Genomic DNA, 16,308 nt, shown 5'->3' with positions numbered 1-16,308 from the left:
TAGGTAGCACTCTTCACTTTTTTGGAAGGTCGCCATGCGTACAAAGGTCTACTTCTCTGCCAGCTTCTGCGAGGATGTTTCAAGAATCGGCATCTCGCGGAAGAAGCTGCTGTCCACCATACGGCGGCTTCGCCTGAATCCTACTTTGGGTAATGTCGCGTCGGCTACCACACCGGCGTTTCGGCAGTTGAGAGTCTTTTTTACCGGTCATGGCACCTTTGATCTGAACTACGTCTGGATCGAAGGGGTCGAAGACTTGGACTGCAGCTCGTTGACAACCGTCGACAGCTCGCCGGCCAAGCCGGAGATCAACAAGCTCATGTTGGGCGCACGGCTCGCCGGCATGTTCCTCAGGTACCTGTTCGATGGATTCCTCAACAGCTGAGAAACGACCTTCTAGATCAATGAAGAGCAATAAAATCAGAAACCCAGACATAGAGGAGACATCACGGTGAATGTTGTATCATCTGGTGTGCATGACAAAATCGTTGCCGCATTCGAACAGAGCACTCGCGATATCGTGCGGCGGCATTGGAAGGGGGGCAGCCGTGAAAAGCTCAAGCTGATCCGTCGCGCCCTCAATCTGACACAGCAGGAGTTTGCCGACGTTTTCGGTCTTCCCTATGCGTCTGTCCGCAATTGGGAGCAGCCCGAAAAGGAACCGACGGGCGCCGCGGCCCTGCTGATCGACATGATCGTTGAAGACCCTAAAGTCGTCTCCGATCTGGTCGCACGCGTAAAACGGCGAAACAGCGAACCTGCCGAATAGCCGGTTCAATCGAGAAGGGAGGCGGCCAGGAGGCCGCCTTTTTTTCATTGAGACTTTGGTAGGCGGGCAAAGTCACCGAGTCGCAGGACTTCGCCGCCCAGATTGAGCGCCTGCAGACTGCGGTAAGATTTTCTCTGAGAAGCGCAGCGGCAAGGATGCCAACCGCCGTCAACTCCAGCGGCTGCTAAGGGCCCTGAAGCGCGGTGACGTCGTCCATGCTGTGGTTACGGTGACGGCGGCCGGCGCCGGGCTGCGCTTGCTGGCCCTCCATCGACACGACGTCGGAAATGTCAGATCTGGTACTGTTCCTTGTCGAGTGGGCTGCCAAATGGCAGCAGCAGCGACGTGAGGCGCTGGCACGGCTTGCCGCCGGCGAGGCGAGGGACAGGTCGCCCACCGCTACAATGTCAGCAACAGCACGATCTCGCGGCTGCCTCCGTAGCCTCAAAGGCGGAACTTTATTCGCTCAGCAAAACTTGAGTTGCTCTTCCGTCACAAAAGACGCGTAGGTTTCCGCCATCGAGGACATTGATCATGGCGTTACGCATCAGGCTGCCTGGGGGCACGCTGAAGGTGAAGACTTATCGCGAGCTGCGCGTCCGCGAACGTGAGCGTCGTGTGCCGATGGTCAAGATCGGATCAATGTACGTCATCTGGTGGAAAAATCACCAAGACCCCTCCAAAAAGCGGATGGATGAGCCGCGTCGTTGATAATCGGCAAAGGCGGTCAGCCCACGCGGGCGACCTCTCCGTCGGCGGTAGACTAGGCTCTGTCAGCTTGCTAATAATCTGTCGTCTGCGCGCACCAGGCGTACCCCGAGCCCCGCCACCCAGCTTGGTGCGACGCGTGACCGCCCGCCGCGCCCCGCGCTCGGCGGGCTAGTCGTTTCCGTCGTGTCCACTAGTTGCCCAGCACTACACGATCCTTTCCTGTGGCATGGAGAGGACCCTCTGGGATGACCGACGAGCCCAACAGACCACAATCGGTGGACGGCCCGGCTGTTTTACGGCTCGTCAGTGAAACGGACATCACCCATGAACAAGCTCGCGAGCTGGTCAGCCTTTTGGGCAGTGCCCATTGGGCGTCGCTCATACGGGAAGCCCGGGTGCTGATCCGCTCACGCGGATCGCCATGAACTCCAACGCTGCCGAAATGAAAATCGGCAGATCGGACCCTCATCCGGATCGTGTTCGCGAGTGGCTGGAAACTAACGCCTATCTCCCGGTACGAGCGACCGACGCGGAGACAAATGGGAGGGCGTAGCAAGCGGCCTTAGTGGTCGGAGCTGACCTCGCCGCCGAACATCGTTTTAAACGTGGTCAAACAGTTCGTGATCGCGGGATTGGCGGTGGTCATCACCGTATAGGGACTGGTTTGCCCAGGAAGCAGGGGCTGGTATTCGACCATCGCCGTTGCCGACTTCACGTAATCGCCATTGCTGGAGAATATACCGACGGCCATCAGATTTTCGATTGGCCGGGTCGTTTTGTTCGTGACCCTGCCGGTGATTTTAATAAAACCGTATTCGGTTCCGCATCTTGAGCCATCGATCTTGAGGTCAGGCCTTGCCGCGATACGTTCGGCCTCACTTTTGGCCTTTGCCTCAGCTTCATTCTCCTTGGCACTTTTCGCTCTCACCTCGGCTAGCATCTGCTGGAATTTAGCCGCCTCCGCAGCTTTTTGTTCGGGCGATTTCAGGCTCTCGGAGATACGGAAGGTAATGACCGGGAGCGCGATGATCGCAATAACGATGATTGCGGTAATGCGCGTCCAATCCGCCGTCAGGAAAGCGAAGATCTGGCCAACTGCCGACCTGGCGGGGGGATTATTCGGCATCTGTACCAGAATTGGCGACACCGGAGCTGCCACGGCCCCGCGCCTTCCGAATGATCCCTTTGTCTCGCCCATGTCCAAGTCCGCCGATTCAGTATTTCGGCTGGACTATCACAAGCGCGTAAATGGCAGCCTAAGCTCGACGATAAAGATGTACTTTCCTGGAGGTATGGTGTGGAGGGGTGACCAAGCTGACGCAGCTCATTGATCCGGTCAGAGATTTCCATCCCCAGAATCAGGTATTGACGGCTGACGGGCGCCTTCTGTCCGGCTTGCTCTTTGTTGAAAAGGGGGGCCCCTGCACCCCTGCCCGACCGGCGAGGTCCGGGGTAGCAACTGCAAGAGGGTGTTGGTGCGGCCGCAGGCGAAGCCGAGGCTCGGCGCTCTTGCGGGCGCGAGGGGCGGAGCCCCTTAGTCCTATCTCGTCGGAATAGTGAAATTGCAGTTGCCCCAAAGCTCCTTGGCGTACTTGCGTGCAAGCCGGCGCGAGTCGGTAGCAATGTCGAAGCTGCTTCCGTTCACCCAGCAATAAAGGCTTTCTATCAAGGGAATTGTCAGTTTCAGAAGCTTCCGCTCGTCCCCGTATTTCAGCGGCTGGACCGTCGCTTTCTGCTCGCGGCGTGTCTGCGCGAGGGAATGGGCGATGTGCTTGTCGCGCACATTGCGCACGGAATCCATCTCGGCCGACGCACCGAGTGCTTTAGCTTTGCGGATTGCCGCTTTCAGCCGTCGCACCGTCTTGCGCGCCTGGTCCTCGGCAAATGACCGCTGATGCTCGTCCATCATACGTTCGATCTCCGCCTGCAGGGCGGGGTCGGTCTCGCGTGTCATGTTGTAGACCCCACGGCCGGCATGAGCGACCCGCGTTTCTTCGGCGAGGGCGGCAAGAACATCTGGATGATCGATCAGCATGACCGCCGAAGGGATACTCGCCACGTGAAAGTCCGCCTTGTCCCATAACGCCGACAGGCGCAGCAGCTCCATCTGGTGCAGGCTCGATTGTAGCACTCGGAAGGCGTGAGCCGCATACGACTGGGGTATCTGGGAGGATAGAAGCGGGGAGTAGAGGACCAGCGCGTTGGTTTCATGAACGGCTATCACGTCGAGGACGTGGTCCGTAAGCTTGTGGATCAAGGGTTTAGCCGTCGCTACGCGGTCGGCTGCTGTCTGCCCTTGAACCCAGGTGGGAAAATCTCGGCGCGCCATTCCTAGGTCAAGATCCGTTCCACCCCGTCGGCACCGAATGGGGGCGGCCGAGCTCTTCCATCCAACCGGCGACGTGGATGGGCTGGATGGCGGACAGGGCGGTTAGGCCCCGATCGGCGCACCAGGCGTGAAAGTCGACGGCAGCGCGGGCGTCGGCGTTGCGGGTGTTCGGATTGCGGGTGTTGGCGGAGAAGAACCCAAGGAATCGGGTGACTGTCTGCTCAGGGCAGGCGGCTATCATTTCGGGCAGCAGGAGGGCCGGGGATGATAAGGTGAGAACCTGGTTCAAGAGAGCGGGATTCCCAACCGCTTGCCAAGCTCGTACTTTCCAAGTGACTTAGCCACTTCCCATATGAAACCTAGGCTTCCGCTCCCCACCTTCTTGGCCCCATCCTTTGCCGCGCTCCAGGCTTTCGGATCGCGAACGTCGTCCAAAAACTCGTGACCGAGCCACCGAAACCCGTGATATCTTTCGATCGTTATCCCGTCTTCACTGATCCCTCCCATGGAGATGAGGTCGCCTTGGGTCATAATCCGGATGTGGTAGGCAACATCGCCGTTCGGCCGGTCAGCAAAAGCGAGTGGCGCTTGGCCAATGGTCAATTTCACGGGAGCGCCGAAGTGCGCAGGGACATCTTCCAACGCAAGCAGCACGTCTCGGACCAAATCCATGTCGCGTTTCATTCCGGCGGTCTCATGCTGTTCACGTCCCTCTCCTATATCCGATAAGGACATTATCACAGATAGACCTGAAACTTGGATTCCCTATCGGGCCGGCACAACACGTTTCATCGCCCGCTAACGTTTGCGGTAATAGGCATCCCATGCCAGTCCAATATCGGCGAATGACCATTCCCTTCTTCGGCCATAAGCGGGGCTTAGGCGGGTGAAGCACTCATTCAGGCCGGTCTCCCGTTGGAACTTCATGAACCACGCCGTGGATTTTGGCTTGCCGCGCGCCGTTGTCTGGATCCGGCGTATGAGCTCGCCATGCGCCCAGTGGTCATTGGGATTGGCGAGGGAAGCGGGGTCGGCCAGGTAGCCGCGGAGCTTTTGTAAAGTAGCATCTTCTGGTGTCTGGTGAAGGTCTGCGCGGAGTTCTTCAACGGCGAGGGCGGCCCCTATTTTCGCAGCTTCCGTCAGCATGTCGCGCAATTGCGTGCTGGTCAGCACCAGCGCTTGCAGGGCGTCCATGAGCCATACTTTCCTTGATGGGATTTTTGCGGCGAAGGGTGCCGCCGGTTCATTGCCTCACAGTCCAAAAATGACGTCAAGCCTTATATGCCGAGAAGGGCGCCGAGCTTTTGGGGTGACCGGCTGTTCGGCCATTAAACTACTGACGCGTCAGGCAGCGCAAACCGGCCGTTAGCCGGAGGGGAATTACGATCTATTACGACCTTGCGGCACTTGGCATTTCGAACGCTACTCTATAAGCATTGCGGAAGGGCAATCCTCACCGCTTGAATAGGCCGAATATGTCGCCTCTAAAGGCCACAGTGGCGTTAGGTCTTCTGCTGGCGATGCGGGAGGCAGCCGTCGCCGAACCTTACCTTGTTTCGGACGGAAGCTTGCTGACCGACGATACGTCTTGTCGTTTTGACATTGATTTCAACAATAGCGGTTCGGTGCTGCAAGCACTAAACGTGCTACTGTCGACCTCTGAGCGCTACAAGGTAAGAGAGTCTGCAAAACGGGGTCCCATCTCACTCGCGCGCGTGTCTACCAACGGGTATGACGCAAGGTTTCGCATGCAATATCTCGGTTATCATACCAATCGCTGGTACGTTTCCGCCGACTGGATTGTAGAAATAAAGATATCGTTGACAGATAAGATGTATCTCAACGTTCTCGACAAGAACAATATCGACTCGCGGCAGGATAATATTACGCTGGATCGCTGCGATGGAAAGCCTCAGGACCAGATCGCCGAGGAACCTAGCGATAGCTCCGACGCCCATTTCCAAGCGTCAATCGCTGAGGGGCAGGCGCAAGACGTGGCTCGTTTGCGCAATTTCGAATGGCACATGGGCAACGTCTACAACACGATCACCGCTAAACTGCTATTGCTTGGAGTTAAAAATCCTTTGGTGAAAGCAAGTGCAAATAGATTAATGGAAAAAGACAAAGAGGCACGTAAGGCATATATTATGAACCGTGATGAATCGGCGCTGGAAACTCACAATAAGAGAGAGATCGAGACTCGTGCGTACTATTGCAAGGATGAGCCTTCCGATCCTATTTGTCGCTAGCTTGTACTCTTACGCGTCCGCGGAAACGGACGACGAATTCGCCTGTATTGCATTTAATTATTGGCTTTTCGCGGCCGGTGGGTACTCCGATAATGAATTAAAGCATGAAATTCAGCGGATCTGCGATGCCAGGGTTGCCTCAGTTGTGCCCGAGCAGCACATAGACAAGTTCATTGACGTCATGAATCTTCGCAGTCCACAAGCTTTCAAAAAGGCTTATGGCGAGAAGCGGTATCTGCAATCCAAACAGATTGCCGGAGCTGCTATAAGACTGTCGAACGAACTTAGGGCGCAACTCGACGAAGCGTCACCCCTCCCGTAAAAGCTTCAAGCCTATACGCCGAGAAGGTCGCCAAGCTTTTGGGTGACAGGACGCATCGGATCAACAAAGCCGAGATCGTAGATCATGGTCGTTTCGAGATTGCCCTTGTGGTCGACGTAGTGCGATATGGCTTCATGCGAGACCCCTTGGCCCGCCAACATCAGCGAGATCGCGATCCGCTTAAGGTCGTAGAGCTGGAAATACGCGGGGACACCCGGCAGGGCCTTGAACTTGTCCAGCCCCTTGCGGAAGTTGTCGCGGGGCTGCGTCATGTCGGTATGGGACGGGAACAGCAACTTGCTGTCGGGCCAGCGGAGGCGTTGGGCCTGCACCATCCCGGCGACCCGAAGATGGATCGGCACCGATCGGTAGGCGTACTCGTAGAGTGAACGCGACAGTTTGATGCCTTTGGTGTTGTGCTTGTGCCAGACCAGCTTCTCCAGATCGAAATGGTCGAATTCCGCCTTGGCTAGGTCGCTGGGCCGGGCCATGGTCAGGAACAGGATGCCCATGAAATTGCAGAGTTCCTGCATCTGGTCGTTGGCGGTTGCCACCTGTCCCTTGACCAGCGCCATGTTCCGCTTGGTGAACCCTTCCAGGTGATCGATTTCAGGCACAGCCTCAAACACCGGGTAGAAGATGTGGGCCGCGATTTGTCGGATCTGCTCAGTGGAATAATCCCGGCGGCGGCGGATCTGCTTCCGCGCGCGGATGGGGGTGCAGGGATTGCGCATGTCCACCAGTTGCATGCGGATAGCCCAGTTGTAGAGCGCCAAGACGTGCCGGAGCGCGCTGTTGAACACGTATGGCGACGTAAACTGCTTTTGGAATTCTTCAATATGGAGCGGCTTGATGGAGGAGAGCGGCCGGTCGGCAAACAGCGTCCCGAAATCCTTGTAACGCCGCCGACTGTTGTGGCCGCGGTTGCTGGCGACCTTCGGGGTAGGGCGCAGCCAATGGGCCACGAAAATCGCGAAGTTGTAACGGTAGCCTTGGGAAAGGCCGCTCACGTGGCTTTCCCAATAGCGATCAATCGCCTCACGGACCGTCAGAAGGTGGGCGCGGCGGGGGTCGGTTCGGTCGAAATCCGGATTTTCGCCGGCCTCCAGCCGGCGCTGCCGCTGGCCCACCGTCAGTCGGGCAGAGGATACGGTGAGAACGACGGTTGTCCCGAGCACTTTCCGATAGCGCCTGCCATTGAACTGGTAGGCATGGACGAAGGCTTTATTTCCGAGCGCAGTCACACGGAGTCCCAGCCCTGAAACGGAGTCGTTGCGAATGCGGCCGTCTATTCCAACCGGATAATCCCAGTAAATTTCCTGGCCTTTCCCAGAAGGGCAATTTGCGGTAAAAACTAGATCGTCAGTTAAAAATAATTGGGGCATTTCATGTAACTTCCATGTAACCGATTTATAGCAAATGTTACATGGAAAGTGAAGTAATGATGATCATCAAGTCATCAAAAATGACACAAAAACAAATGATTACCAATTTCGATAATCTCGGATTATCGTACTTGGGGCGCTCCGAAGGAAGGGGTCATGCGTTCGAATCGCGTCGGGTGCGCCAAGTTTTTCAAATAGTTACGTGAATGTCGATCTTGTCGGTTCTGTTCATGTAACTTTCGTGTAACGACTTCCACCATCACGAGATCGCGCCGTCATCCCGACGTTTACGGCCACACATTGGAGGTGGAGGCAGACAAACACAGGTTAGCGCTTTAGAGCTTTCCGCCAGCCGACTACGAAGATGAGGGAATGCTTATGTGGGTTTTCGGTTATGGTTCCCTAATGTGGGACGGTTGGCAGAAGAAACATGGCAGTGGCGGGGCCATACTCGCTGAATTGCCTGGATACGTTCGTGCCTTCAACAAAGCGTCTATTCTACGCTGGGGGACAAAGGCGGATCCCGGTCCGACGCTAAATCTAGTCGAAAGCGATGGCGGCGTATGCGTGGGCTATGCCTTCGAATTTCCTGCAGCGAAGAAGGCCGAGGTTCTAGCCGATCTGGCTAGTCGTGAAGGTAAGGGCTTTGAGCTACGCCCAATGGAGGTGAGATTGACGGGCGGGCAGAGGGTCCTTGCCTATACACCTGTCTACATTGGCAAAAACCTGATCACGGGCAAATCATCGGTGGATCTCGTTGCGAAGGCTCGCTCGGCAAGGGGTGTCGCCGGCAATTGCACCGACTACATACTCAGCATCGCGGAAAAGCTGGCTAGCCTCAAAATCTCAGACAAGGCTGTAGAAGATTTCGCAAGTGCTCTGGAAGAGCACTAGTAAAAACAGGCTCGTCAGCAATCATCCACTTCACAGACTACTTTCTCAGGCCGAGGAATTTCAGCAAGGCAGCCCAAATCCGTGCGGCAAGACCGAGCCGTGGTTCGCGAGCCTTATAATACGCTTCACGCCGTCTTTCTTCGGTTTGCCGACCGGCTGCAATCTGCTCATCACTCCACCCAATTGCCCAATCAATCCCACCATCTGTAATCAGGTAATGGGACCGACAGGGCAGCTGCCAGTTACCGATTGACGGGCGCAATGTCGCGCGGCCATTCCGTTCAGAAAGAGTCCACTCGGCCGGGCCGAGAGGCACCGACACCTTATTGCCGCAGCCGCAGGCGCAGAGATGGGCGGCCACCGCAAATTCTCTGGACACATAGAGAATGCCCGACTCGAGCTGTTTTGGCACATACTGGACATGCTGGAGCGCGAGATGCTTCACGCGTCGCGCTCCGACATGACGCGGAGGGCGGTTGTGTCCATTAGCAAATGGTACGCCGAATTGTCGTCGACGTAAAAGCCGCGGAGCTGCTTGTACCTCATCACGGCCAGACCCGCGTTGAGGGCGTTAAGCTCGGCGATCTGGATGTTTTCCCGGTAGACGTTGTCCGGATCATCCACGGTTTCGGCCAGATTCATGGCGCGAACTTCGCCAGCCTTTTCGGCGCCGAAATAGGTGGCCCGCAGGGTGCCGGCCAGCGGGCCCTGTTTGCGGTTCAGCCCCATTCCCACATCGATGAAGGGAATAGCCAGCGCTATCAACAGGTCAAAGATGGCTGCGCGGGCGGAACCTTTGTCAACGCAAACGAATGCGAAAGTCACCCCTTCGAGTTCGGATGAGGAGGATGCATCAATATAGGTCGGCCGCATGGATAATCCGTGCCGGAAGTTCGCGTAGCGCTTTTCAGCGGTCGCCGCCTTGGACTTGCCCCAGTCGCCGAGATCCAGGGCGCCTGGGGACCGGAAAGCGTTGTGGGGGTAAAATTTATCCCCATCGAAACCGCGGATTTCCTTGACCCGGGTCTTGGCCATGAAGTCCAAGACGTAGGAGCCGGTGCCGCCGAGCCCGATGATGGCAATGACGTCGTCCTTGAACACGCTGGCAAGATCCGCAATCTCGGCACGGCTGGTCAGGGAATCGTGCACCTTGAAGACGGAATCCGGCAAGATGTCCGGATCAACACGAAAAGTGAGAGGCGTTGCCTGCGGGTACCGTTCGATCGCCGGCCCGGAGATCAGCGCTACGTAGTGCTCGACTTTGTCGAAGAAATCCGGAAACCCGTTCGGCGGCTTGTTGGAAAAGGACCTCTGGACGATGACGTCGTGGTGCGACAACGGAATGGTCATCTCGCCACCGGATAAATTTGCCACCGGACGTCCATCGAGCCCGTATGGCGCCGATCCGGCGAAAAAGACCTGATGGTCATGCTGCATGTAGCGGTTCTGGTCGACAGGCACCAACTTGCTGACGATGGAACCGGTTTGAAGCGTGCCCTCGTGGTCGAGGTAGGGAATGTCCCTGGCCACGAGGTGCAACGTGTCAACCCGCAGGGCATAGCCCTTTTCGAGTAGACGACGGATGTCGTCGTTATGATTGGCCAGTTCGGTTAACACTAAAGACCATTCCTTCCTTGACTTTGACGCTGCCGCCCGGGGCTAGAATACCCTCCGGCTTGTGCCCGTCGCCACGGGTGTAAGTCACCGAGTAAGTGATCTCTGGGTGCTGCGGATAGTCGGGATGGGCGAGCGTCACCACTTCCGCATAAGTGATGTCGTCCTTTTTCGGGACTTCGTAGGGGGTGCCGTCAACGATGATCGTGACGGTCTTGTCCTTGACCTTTGCGGTCTCCTGGGTTTCCATTCGGGAATTTCCTTGTTTGTTGGAGCCGCTAGCCGCGCGGCGGGTTGGGATCGTTGCCGTGGCTGTCGCTCTGGGCGATCCGGCCGTCCTGATTGTGGATCTTGAGTTCGGTATGCTGGTTGCGGCTGACGTTCCGCCCCTGGTCCACCGCCTCGCGCTTGGTGTCGAAGTGCCGGAGGCCCGCTCGCTACCGCCACGCTTGACGTCCCAGCCCCCGGCCTTGTTAGGCACCACATGATGTGTGCCGCCGCCTTTCTTGCCTGCCATATGTTGATCTCCTTCGTCGTTGTTGAACTTAAAGTACGCCTACTCCGAACATCTTTGATCCAGTTCGTTTCGGTTGTCAAGTACCCTATGTGCTGCTACTCTGAACTTATCAACCGGAAAGGAGCTATCCGTGACCACGCCCATTGGCGAAAAAATTCGTACCCTGCGCAAACAAAAGGGCTTCACCCTCGATCGCTTGGCTGAACTGGCCGAGTCCAGCAAAAGCTATATCTGGGAACTTGAAAACAAGGACCTGCCACGACCGTCCGCCGACAAGATCAGTAAAGTCGCCATCGCACTGGACGTTACCCCCGATTACCTGCTCACAGATGCAGTCGCGGTCGAAGACGCCACGGATACCGCGTTTTTCCGTAAATACCGCACCATGGATCCGGGCACGAAAGAAAAAATCCGCAAGATGCTCGATCTCATGGGCGGTGATGAATGACCCAAGTCTTCACGCCGGAGCGTTGGGCTTTCGAGATCACACATCTCCTGAACGTGGTGCTCGGCGCGGACCGGTTTCCAATCGATGTGGCACAAGTGGCGCTGGAGTTCTCGCGGAATCGCTTTGCGTCTGATCCCATCGTAATGGTCAAGGGAGATAACCTGCCAACCTTTGACGGTGCGCTTTATCCGGCTCCCAAGGGCCGGCCCGGATGGGGCATCATCTACAACAATGCCATCTCCTCCAAGGGCAGGATCAATTTCACGCTCGCCCACGAGTTCGGCCATTATCTCCTGCACCGCTTGGCTTATCCCAACGGTTTTGAATGCGGGCCGCAGCAAATTGTCCGATGGGACTCGGAATATGGCCAAGTCGAGCACCAGGCGAATGTGTTCGCCGCCACGCTGCTGATGCCGCTCGATGATTTCCGGCGGCAGATATCGGCGAAAGCCAAGGTCGACTTGGCGATGCTGAAGGGCTGCGCCGAACGGTACGGGGTCTCTTTAATTGCTGCGGTCCTGCGCTGGCTGAGCTACACGGAGCGCCGCGCCATCTTGGTGGTATCTCGTGACGGCTATGTTCTTTGGGCGCGTTCGAGCGAACCGGCGTGGAAGTCTGGCGCGTATTTCAAAACCTCGATCGGCGGGCCGATAGAACTTCCGGCGACGGCGTTGCCTCTCAACCCCCAGGTCCTTGTCGACGGCCGTGGCGAGCGCGACCATCCAGCCGGCGTATGGCTAAGGGAACCGGTACATGAGACGACGTTGTTAGCCGAGCAGTACGATTTCTCGCTTTCTCTGCTGGCATTGGACGATGCACCGCCTCGTCAGCTTGAGGAAGCCGACGTGGAGGAGGATACAGTCGACCGCTTCACGGCTAGATAGTCTCTCCCGGCACCACCAAGCCCTCAATCTCCTGAATCATCTTTTTGTTTGCAAAGGGTGCCCCTGCGGCCGCAGGCGAAGCCGAGGCTCGACCGTCTTGCAGGCGCAGGGGCGGCGCCTTAGCAACCCGGTCAGCAGTGTTGATTCTGTCGGTCAACGGCAAATAGTCCTCCGGCAGTCGATGATGCTTGGCGCCGTCCTGAAGATGCCGCAGGTAAGCCGCGCTGGGCAAAAATGGACCCGCTTGCGGTTCGGCAACGTAGTCAGCATTTCGGTTGCCACGTCGTTCACCGTCACCGTCACGGCGAGCTGCGTATAGCTGTTGACGTTCCGATCGCGCCGGGCGGGCATCCTTCCCTGCGGTCGAGTAGCGCCAAGGTCCGAGGAGTCTCGCGGCGCGGCGTGCTATATTCACCTGTTGGTAGATTCCGGGACGTGGTCTTCGGGAGCGATGCCCACAAACCCGACAGAGGGAGTGACTTATGAAATGGGGCGATCAAAAGCGCGATTTTCATCCGATTCTGGCGGTCTGGCCAGAGTACCGACCACTGCATAACTGGTGGCATATCATCGAGTACGCCGAGAGCGAACCACATAAACCAGCATGGCGCGATCGTCGTGTTCCTTCGCCAGATGGGGGCGTTAAGGTTGATCTATATCGGGATCAGGACGCTGCCATTGAGGCTGCGGCGACGCTCAACCTCAAGCTCTCCCAGGCGCTGGAGGAAAGGGCGTTGGACGAGGAGACCCGCGCCTCTTTGCGGCTCAAAATGCGTAAAGCGCTTGAAGCGAAAGAACGACTTTCAAACGAAGAGTTGTTGATGTTCAAGGAGGGCGTCCGGCGGCATGCTAACGACCCGCGTCCACTTGCATCGGAGCTTCAACTGCCGAAGGACTCCGAGGACTACCGGGACGCTCTAGCAACGCAGCTCTCCGAAATGCCCTATCTGCGCTCGGTCCTCATGGGCACCGGATACTCTTCGTACGTCCTTTACTGTGAAAAAGGCCTGCGCTGGACTAAGCCATATACCGCCGGCAGGCGGGGTGCCCAGGAAGCCTACCGCGCGCGCACTGCCAACGCCTACGACTTCAACGGGTCTGACCATTGGGGCAAAACCAAAGCGAAGATCCGCGAGATCTTGTTGCCCCGTGCCAACCAGCTTCTGAAACTGGCCAGTGTGCAGCGACTTCTCGACGAGGCATTGCAGCGTGGCGAGCGCGTGCTCGTCGTCGGTGAAGTTGTGTTCTGGTACGAGGACGACGGGTCGGTCGGCTGGCAGATTAAGTCCGTGGCACCTTCGGAAGACAAGGATGGGACTGCGCTCTGGAAGGAAGGCTCGATCCTTTCCAAGAACCACGGCCGCATTGTCGTTCTTCCCTACATCAAAGAGGATGGCGAAAGAGTCAGCGGCCACACGAAGAACGTCGCCGGCGATGGCCCTGCCAAGCCACGTCACCCGGACCACTTCGTTACACTGCCGTTCCGCGTTCTGGACAGCGCCCTTATGATCGGCCTGTTTGGCGAACTCCCGTACGAATAGGGCGCAGCGGTCCACCCTAATTCCTTGCCGAGCCGCGGACCTATTCCGGCCGCCTGTAGCGCGATCGACAGACTTTCGCGCACGACAGCGAAATCCCTGCATCGAGGGCAGATGGAGCCTGGCATGATCCGGTGACGCGCGCATGGGATTTTGGCTCTCTCTGGACCGTGCGGCAATGGGGAGCAGGCTGCTACGGGCAGCTTCGCAGGCAAGGGCAGGCCCTCCTCCTCTCCATTCCGGCCCTTCGGGTGCATGCGCCGCTTTGGCCCTCCGCCGCTGGAGGCTCCCGCCGCACTGGCGGTCCAGAAAGGAGCCAACCATGCCAACGAAGCGCGACACCTATCAGATCATTACCGACACCATTCTTAGAGCCCTCGAAAACTGCGGGCCATGCGAGCGTCCTTGGAGCAGACCGTCACTGATCATGCCCACGAATGCCTTAACCGGCCACGAGTACCGCGGGTCGAACGTGATCATGCTGTGGGTCGCCGCCCAGGAGGCTGGGTTTTCGGAAAATGCCTGGGCAACCTTCAAGCAGTGGTCGGAGAAGGGCGCAAGCGTCCGCAAGGGTGAAAAAGGCACCCCGGTCATTTGGTTCCAGATGCTCGAGCGCAAGGACCCCGATGATGCCGGCGCTGACGAAGAAGGCCGTCGCATTCCCTGCGCCCGCCTCAGCTGGGTCTTCAACATCGGACAGGTGGATGGCTATCAGCCCGAAGTCCGCACATCGGAAGACAACCAAGTGTCTCCGATCGCGCAGGCCGATGCGTTGATCGCTGCAAGCCTTGCAAAGATTACGCACCAAGGCGTACAGGCCTTTTACCGGCCAAGCACCGACGAAATTGTCATGCCGCCCAGGCATCTGTTCACTGGAACGTCCACCAGCAGCGCCACCGAGGCCTACTACGGTGTAATTCTTCACGAGCTGACCCATTGGACAGCGCCGCGTCTGCAGCGCGAATTCGGTAGACGCTTCGGCGATGCCGCCTACGCAGCCGAAGAACTCGTCGCCGAGCTGGGAGCTGCCTTCCTCTGCGCGAAGCTGGGCATCGAGGCGGAACCCCGTGCTGACCACGCCAAGTATCTGGCAAGCTGGATCAAAATCCTCAAGCATGACCGCAAGGCATTCGTCACTGCTGCCAGCAAGGCGTCGGACGCCGGCGATTACCTGCTGGCCCTTGGGGACAAGGAGGAGGCAGCCTGACGGTCGCTTTCTTTTAGCCAGCCACAGCGCCGAGCCGACGTTGTTCGGGGTCCGTAAAGAGAAGATAGTACCCAGGGACCAACAGAGCAGAACGGTCCAGCATAGGTGGGCTTGGCGGCTACCACTGGGTGCTCAAAGAGCAAGCATTGGATCACGCGCAGGGTTGAACTCAGTGCACAAGCATCTCTGACGCTGGACGTCCCGCCAGAATCGGGTCACAGTTCGAATTAGCAATAGAACCCGTAGAAAGACTGGAACCCCAGCGTTTGCTGGGTCTTTACCAACGTCGTGCATTGTAGGGTTGCCCGTTTGGGCAGGCCTTGGCAACGGTGGGTAGCGCCTCATATACTATACGGCTAGCTCGCCAAGCTGCTTGGCGAGTGGTACGGTGGTGGGCATGGGAATGAACTTGGCGCACATCAACAACGGCGAAAGCCGCGTTGGCGGTGACTCGTCATTCGGTTGGCACTATGCCAACATCATCCGGCTCATGAAGCTGTTGCGCTACAAGCATGCCGTGGCAAAGGGATATGACGCAGCCGCTCCGCACTATGACGCCTGGAAATGGCAGATCCTGTGGCGGAAGATTGAATGGCCTGTTCTTCGTTCACTCTTGACTCCCCCTGAACGTGTCGTTGCGCCCGAACGCGTGCTCGAAATCGGAATCGGCACCGGCGCCGTTGCCGAGCGGATCCTCGATGAGGTACGCTCCATACGCCGGTACGTCGGCATCGATCTCAGTGCGCGGATGCTCGCGGTATGCGCTCAAAGGCTGGGTGACCGCGTAGAGCTCATCCATGAGGACGTCGCGAAGGTCGATTTCAGCAGCTTGGGCGACACCTTCGACTTCGTCCTGTCCTGCCGCATGATTGGTCATCTGCAGTCGCCAGGTGATCTGTTCACGAGGGTGCAGACCGTTCTGGCGCAAGACGGCCGCTTCGTCGTGACCGACCTCGACCCCGGCCATGCATATGCTTCGACACGGCTGCCCACATCAGAAGGGCGCGTCGAGGTACCCACTTTCAAGCATCGGCAGGAAGACGTCATCGCCGCCGCTGAGAAGGCCGGCCTTCGCCTAGACCGCCTCTACCGAACTTACGAAGACGAAGCGCTGGCCAACGCCGGCGCGGAGGTCCCGGACTCGCTTGTCGGGCGGAAGGGACCGTTGTTCAATCTTTTCGTGTTCAAGCAAGGGCCCAGCAGCCCCGCATAAACGTCACGCGGCTGTCACGCTCGCGTTGTACGCGGCTTGCAGTCTAACATGGACATAGGCTAGTTCTCTTTCGGGGGACTAGTAATGGCATTGAATCTCGAACGTTACTACGAAGTAGAGTTGCGGGGGGGGGCCCAGCCGCGGGCGGGGCCGCCCCCCCCGAAGGGGCCGAGCGCCTCCAGCCACAACCACCCACCGAGCGACGCGCAAAAATAAGTGTCGGAGGTG

20 protein-coding genes and 1 pseudogene are annotated in these 16,308 nt (G+C 57.8%); 11 read left to right on the top strand and 10 right to left on the bottom strand.

Features of this window, described 5'->3' with window-relative positions:
* Positions 1-34 precede the first annotated feature (34 nt).
* The 4 genes from NKH90_RS30745 (at position 35) to NKH90_RS30730 (ending at position 1,905) form a co-directional block, all read left to right on the top strand.
* Complete coding sequence (locus NKH90_RS30745; RefSeq protein WP_352700649.1) at positions 35-385, top strand: hypothetical protein; 351 nt, start codon at positions 35-37, stop codon at positions 383-385.
* 66 nt (positions 386-451) lie between these two features.
* Positions 452-769: a helix-turn-helix domain-containing protein gene (locus NKH90_RS30740; RefSeq protein ID WP_352700650.1), complete on the top strand. Its 318-nt coding sequence runs from the start codon at positions 452-454 to the stop codon at positions 767-769.
* 534 nt (positions 770-1,303) lie between these two features.
* Complete coding sequence (locus NKH90_RS30735) at positions 1,304-1,480, top strand: hypothetical protein (protein WP_352700651.1); 177 nt, start codon at positions 1,304-1,306, stop codon at positions 1,478-1,480.
* Positions 1,481-1,725: 245 nt separating this feature from the next.
* Positions 1,726-1,905 (top strand): hypothetical protein, encoded by a 180-nt coding sequence (locus NKH90_RS30730; RefSeq protein WP_352700652.1) that lies wholly within the window; start codon positions 1,726-1,728, stop codon positions 1,903-1,905.
* Between the two features lie 137 nt (positions 1,906-2,042).
* Here the strand turns inward: NKH90_RS30730 and NKH90_RS30725 are convergent, their stop codons facing one another.
* From NKH90_RS30725 to NKH90_RS30705, 5 genes are all read right to left on the bottom strand, one after another.
* Positions 2,043-2,678, bottom strand: coding sequence for an FxLYD domain-containing protein (locus NKH90_RS30725; protein WP_352700653.1), 636 nt, complete (start codon positions 2,676-2,678; stop codon positions 2,043-2,045).
* Between the two features lie 342 nt (positions 2,679-3,020).
* Entirely contained in the window at positions 3,021-3,737 is a 717-nt protein-coding gene (locus tag NKH90_RS30720) for an AbiU2 domain-containing protein (RefSeq protein ID WP_352700654.1), read from the bottom strand.
* Positions 3,738-3,816: 79 nt separating this feature from the next.
* Positions 3,817-4,098 carry a site-specific integrase gene (locus tag NKH90_RS30715; protein ID WP_352700655.1) on the bottom strand — a complete coding sequence of 94 codons (282 nt, stop codon included), beginning with the start codon at positions 4,096-4,098 and terminating at the stop codon, positions 3,817-3,819.
* Positions 4,095-4,493, bottom strand: a complete 399-nt coding sequence (locus NKH90_RS30710; RefSeq protein WP_352700656.1) for a DUF2513 domain-containing protein — start codon at positions 4,491-4,493, stop codon at positions 4,095-4,097. Before NKH90_RS30710 ends, NKH90_RS30715 begins: the two co-directional genes overlap by 4 nt.
* A gap of 114 nt (positions 4,494-4,607) precedes the next feature.
* Positions 4,608-5,003, bottom strand: coding sequence for a hypothetical protein (locus NKH90_RS30705; protein ID WP_352700657.1), 396 nt, complete (start codon positions 5,001-5,003; stop codon positions 4,608-4,610).
* Between the two features lie 281 nt (positions 5,004-5,284).
* Between NKH90_RS30705 and NKH90_RS30700 the strand changes: the two genes are divergently transcribed.
* The gene (locus NKH90_RS30700) at positions 5,285-6,058 is read left to right on the top strand and encodes a hypothetical protein (RefSeq protein WP_352700658.1); all 774 of its coding nucleotides are present in this window, start codon (positions 5,285-5,287) and stop codon (positions 6,056-6,058) included.
* Positions 6,059-6,391: 333 nt separating this feature from the next.
* Here the strand turns inward: NKH90_RS30700 and NKH90_RS30695 are convergent, their stop codons facing one another.
* Positions 6,392-7,765, bottom strand: coding sequence for an integrase family protein (locus NKH90_RS30695; protein ID WP_352700659.1), 1,374 nt, complete (start codon positions 7,763-7,765; stop codon positions 6,392-6,394).
* 372 nt (positions 7,766-8,137) lie between these two features.
* On the opposite strand from NKH90_RS30695, the gene NKH90_RS30690 reads away from it, so the two are divergent.
* Positions 8,138-8,659 (top strand): gamma-glutamylcyclotransferase, encoded by a 522-nt coding sequence (locus NKH90_RS30690; protein WP_352822905.1) that lies wholly within the window; start codon positions 8,138-8,140, stop codon positions 8,657-8,659.
* A 37-nt stretch (positions 8,660-8,696) separates the two neighbouring features.
* Here the strand turns inward: NKH90_RS30690 and NKH90_RS30685 are convergent, their stop codons facing one another.
* The 4 genes and pseudogenes from NKH90_RS30685 to NKH90_RS30670 form a co-directional block, all read right to left on the bottom strand.
* Positions 8,697-9,104: a ubiquitination-like system serine protease family protein gene (locus tag NKH90_RS30685; protein ID WP_352700661.1), complete on the bottom strand. Its 408-nt coding sequence runs from the start codon at positions 9,102-9,104 to the stop codon at positions 8,697-8,699.
* On the bottom strand, positions 9,101-10,276 hold the full coding sequence (locus NKH90_RS30680) for a ThiF family adenylyltransferase (protein ID WP_352700662.1): 1,176 nt from the start codon (positions 10,274-10,276) through the stop codon (positions 9,101-9,103). Before NKH90_RS30680 ends, NKH90_RS30685 begins: the two co-directional genes overlap by 4 nt.
* Positions 10,251-10,523, bottom strand: coding sequence for a multiubiquitin domain-containing protein (locus tag NKH90_RS30675; RefSeq protein ID WP_352700663.1), 273 nt, complete (start codon positions 10,521-10,523; stop codon positions 10,251-10,253). Before NKH90_RS30675 ends, NKH90_RS30680 begins: the two co-directional genes overlap by 26 nt.
* Before the next feature lie 28 nt (positions 10,524-10,551).
* A pseudogene (locus NKH90_RS30670) lies at positions 10,552-10,790 on the bottom strand (DUF2188 domain-containing protein).
* Between the two features lie 130 nt (positions 10,791-10,920).
* Here NKH90_RS30670 and NKH90_RS30665 point away from each other — a divergent pair.
* The 5 genes from NKH90_RS30665 to NKH90_RS30645 all read left to right on the top strand — a co-directional run bounded on the left by NKH90_RS30665 (position 10,921) and on the right by NKH90_RS30645 (position 16,080).
* Positions 10,921-11,238 carry a helix-turn-helix domain-containing protein gene (locus NKH90_RS30665; RefSeq protein WP_352700664.1) on the top strand — a complete coding sequence of 106 codons (318 nt, stop codon included), beginning with the start codon at positions 10,921-10,923 and terminating at the stop codon, positions 11,236-11,238.
* Positions 11,235-12,122, top strand: coding sequence for an ImmA/IrrE family metallo-endopeptidase (locus NKH90_RS30660; RefSeq protein ID WP_352700665.1), 888 nt, complete (start codon positions 11,235-11,237; stop codon positions 12,120-12,122). The genes NKH90_RS30665 and NKH90_RS30660 overlap by 4 nt, the downstream gene beginning before the upstream one ends.
* A gap of 482 nt (positions 12,123-12,604) precedes the next feature.
* A complete protein-coding gene (locus NKH90_RS30655; protein ID WP_352700666.1) occupies positions 12,605-13,663 on the top strand; it encodes a hypothetical protein in 1,059 nt (352 codons plus the stop codon).
* Positions 13,664-13,982: 319 nt separating this feature from the next.
* Positions 13,983-14,867, top strand: a complete 885-nt coding sequence (locus tag NKH90_RS30650) for an ArdC family protein (protein WP_352700667.1) — start codon at positions 13,983-13,985, stop codon at positions 14,865-14,867.
* A 409-nt stretch (positions 14,868-15,276) separates the two neighbouring features.
* Entirely contained in the window at positions 15,277-16,080 is an 804-nt protein-coding gene (locus NKH90_RS30645; RefSeq protein ID WP_352700668.1) for a class I SAM-dependent DNA methyltransferase, read from the top strand.
* Positions 16,081-16,308 lie beyond the last annotated feature (228 nt).

The sequence above is a fragment of the Mesorhizobium sp. M0898 genome (assembly GCF_040319695.1).
GTDB lineage: Bacteria > Pseudomonadota > Alphaproteobacteria > Rhizobiales > Rhizobiaceae > Mesorhizobium.
Note: the sequence above shows the minus strand (reverse complement) of the source record. Positions and strands in the feature narration are given on the sequence as shown.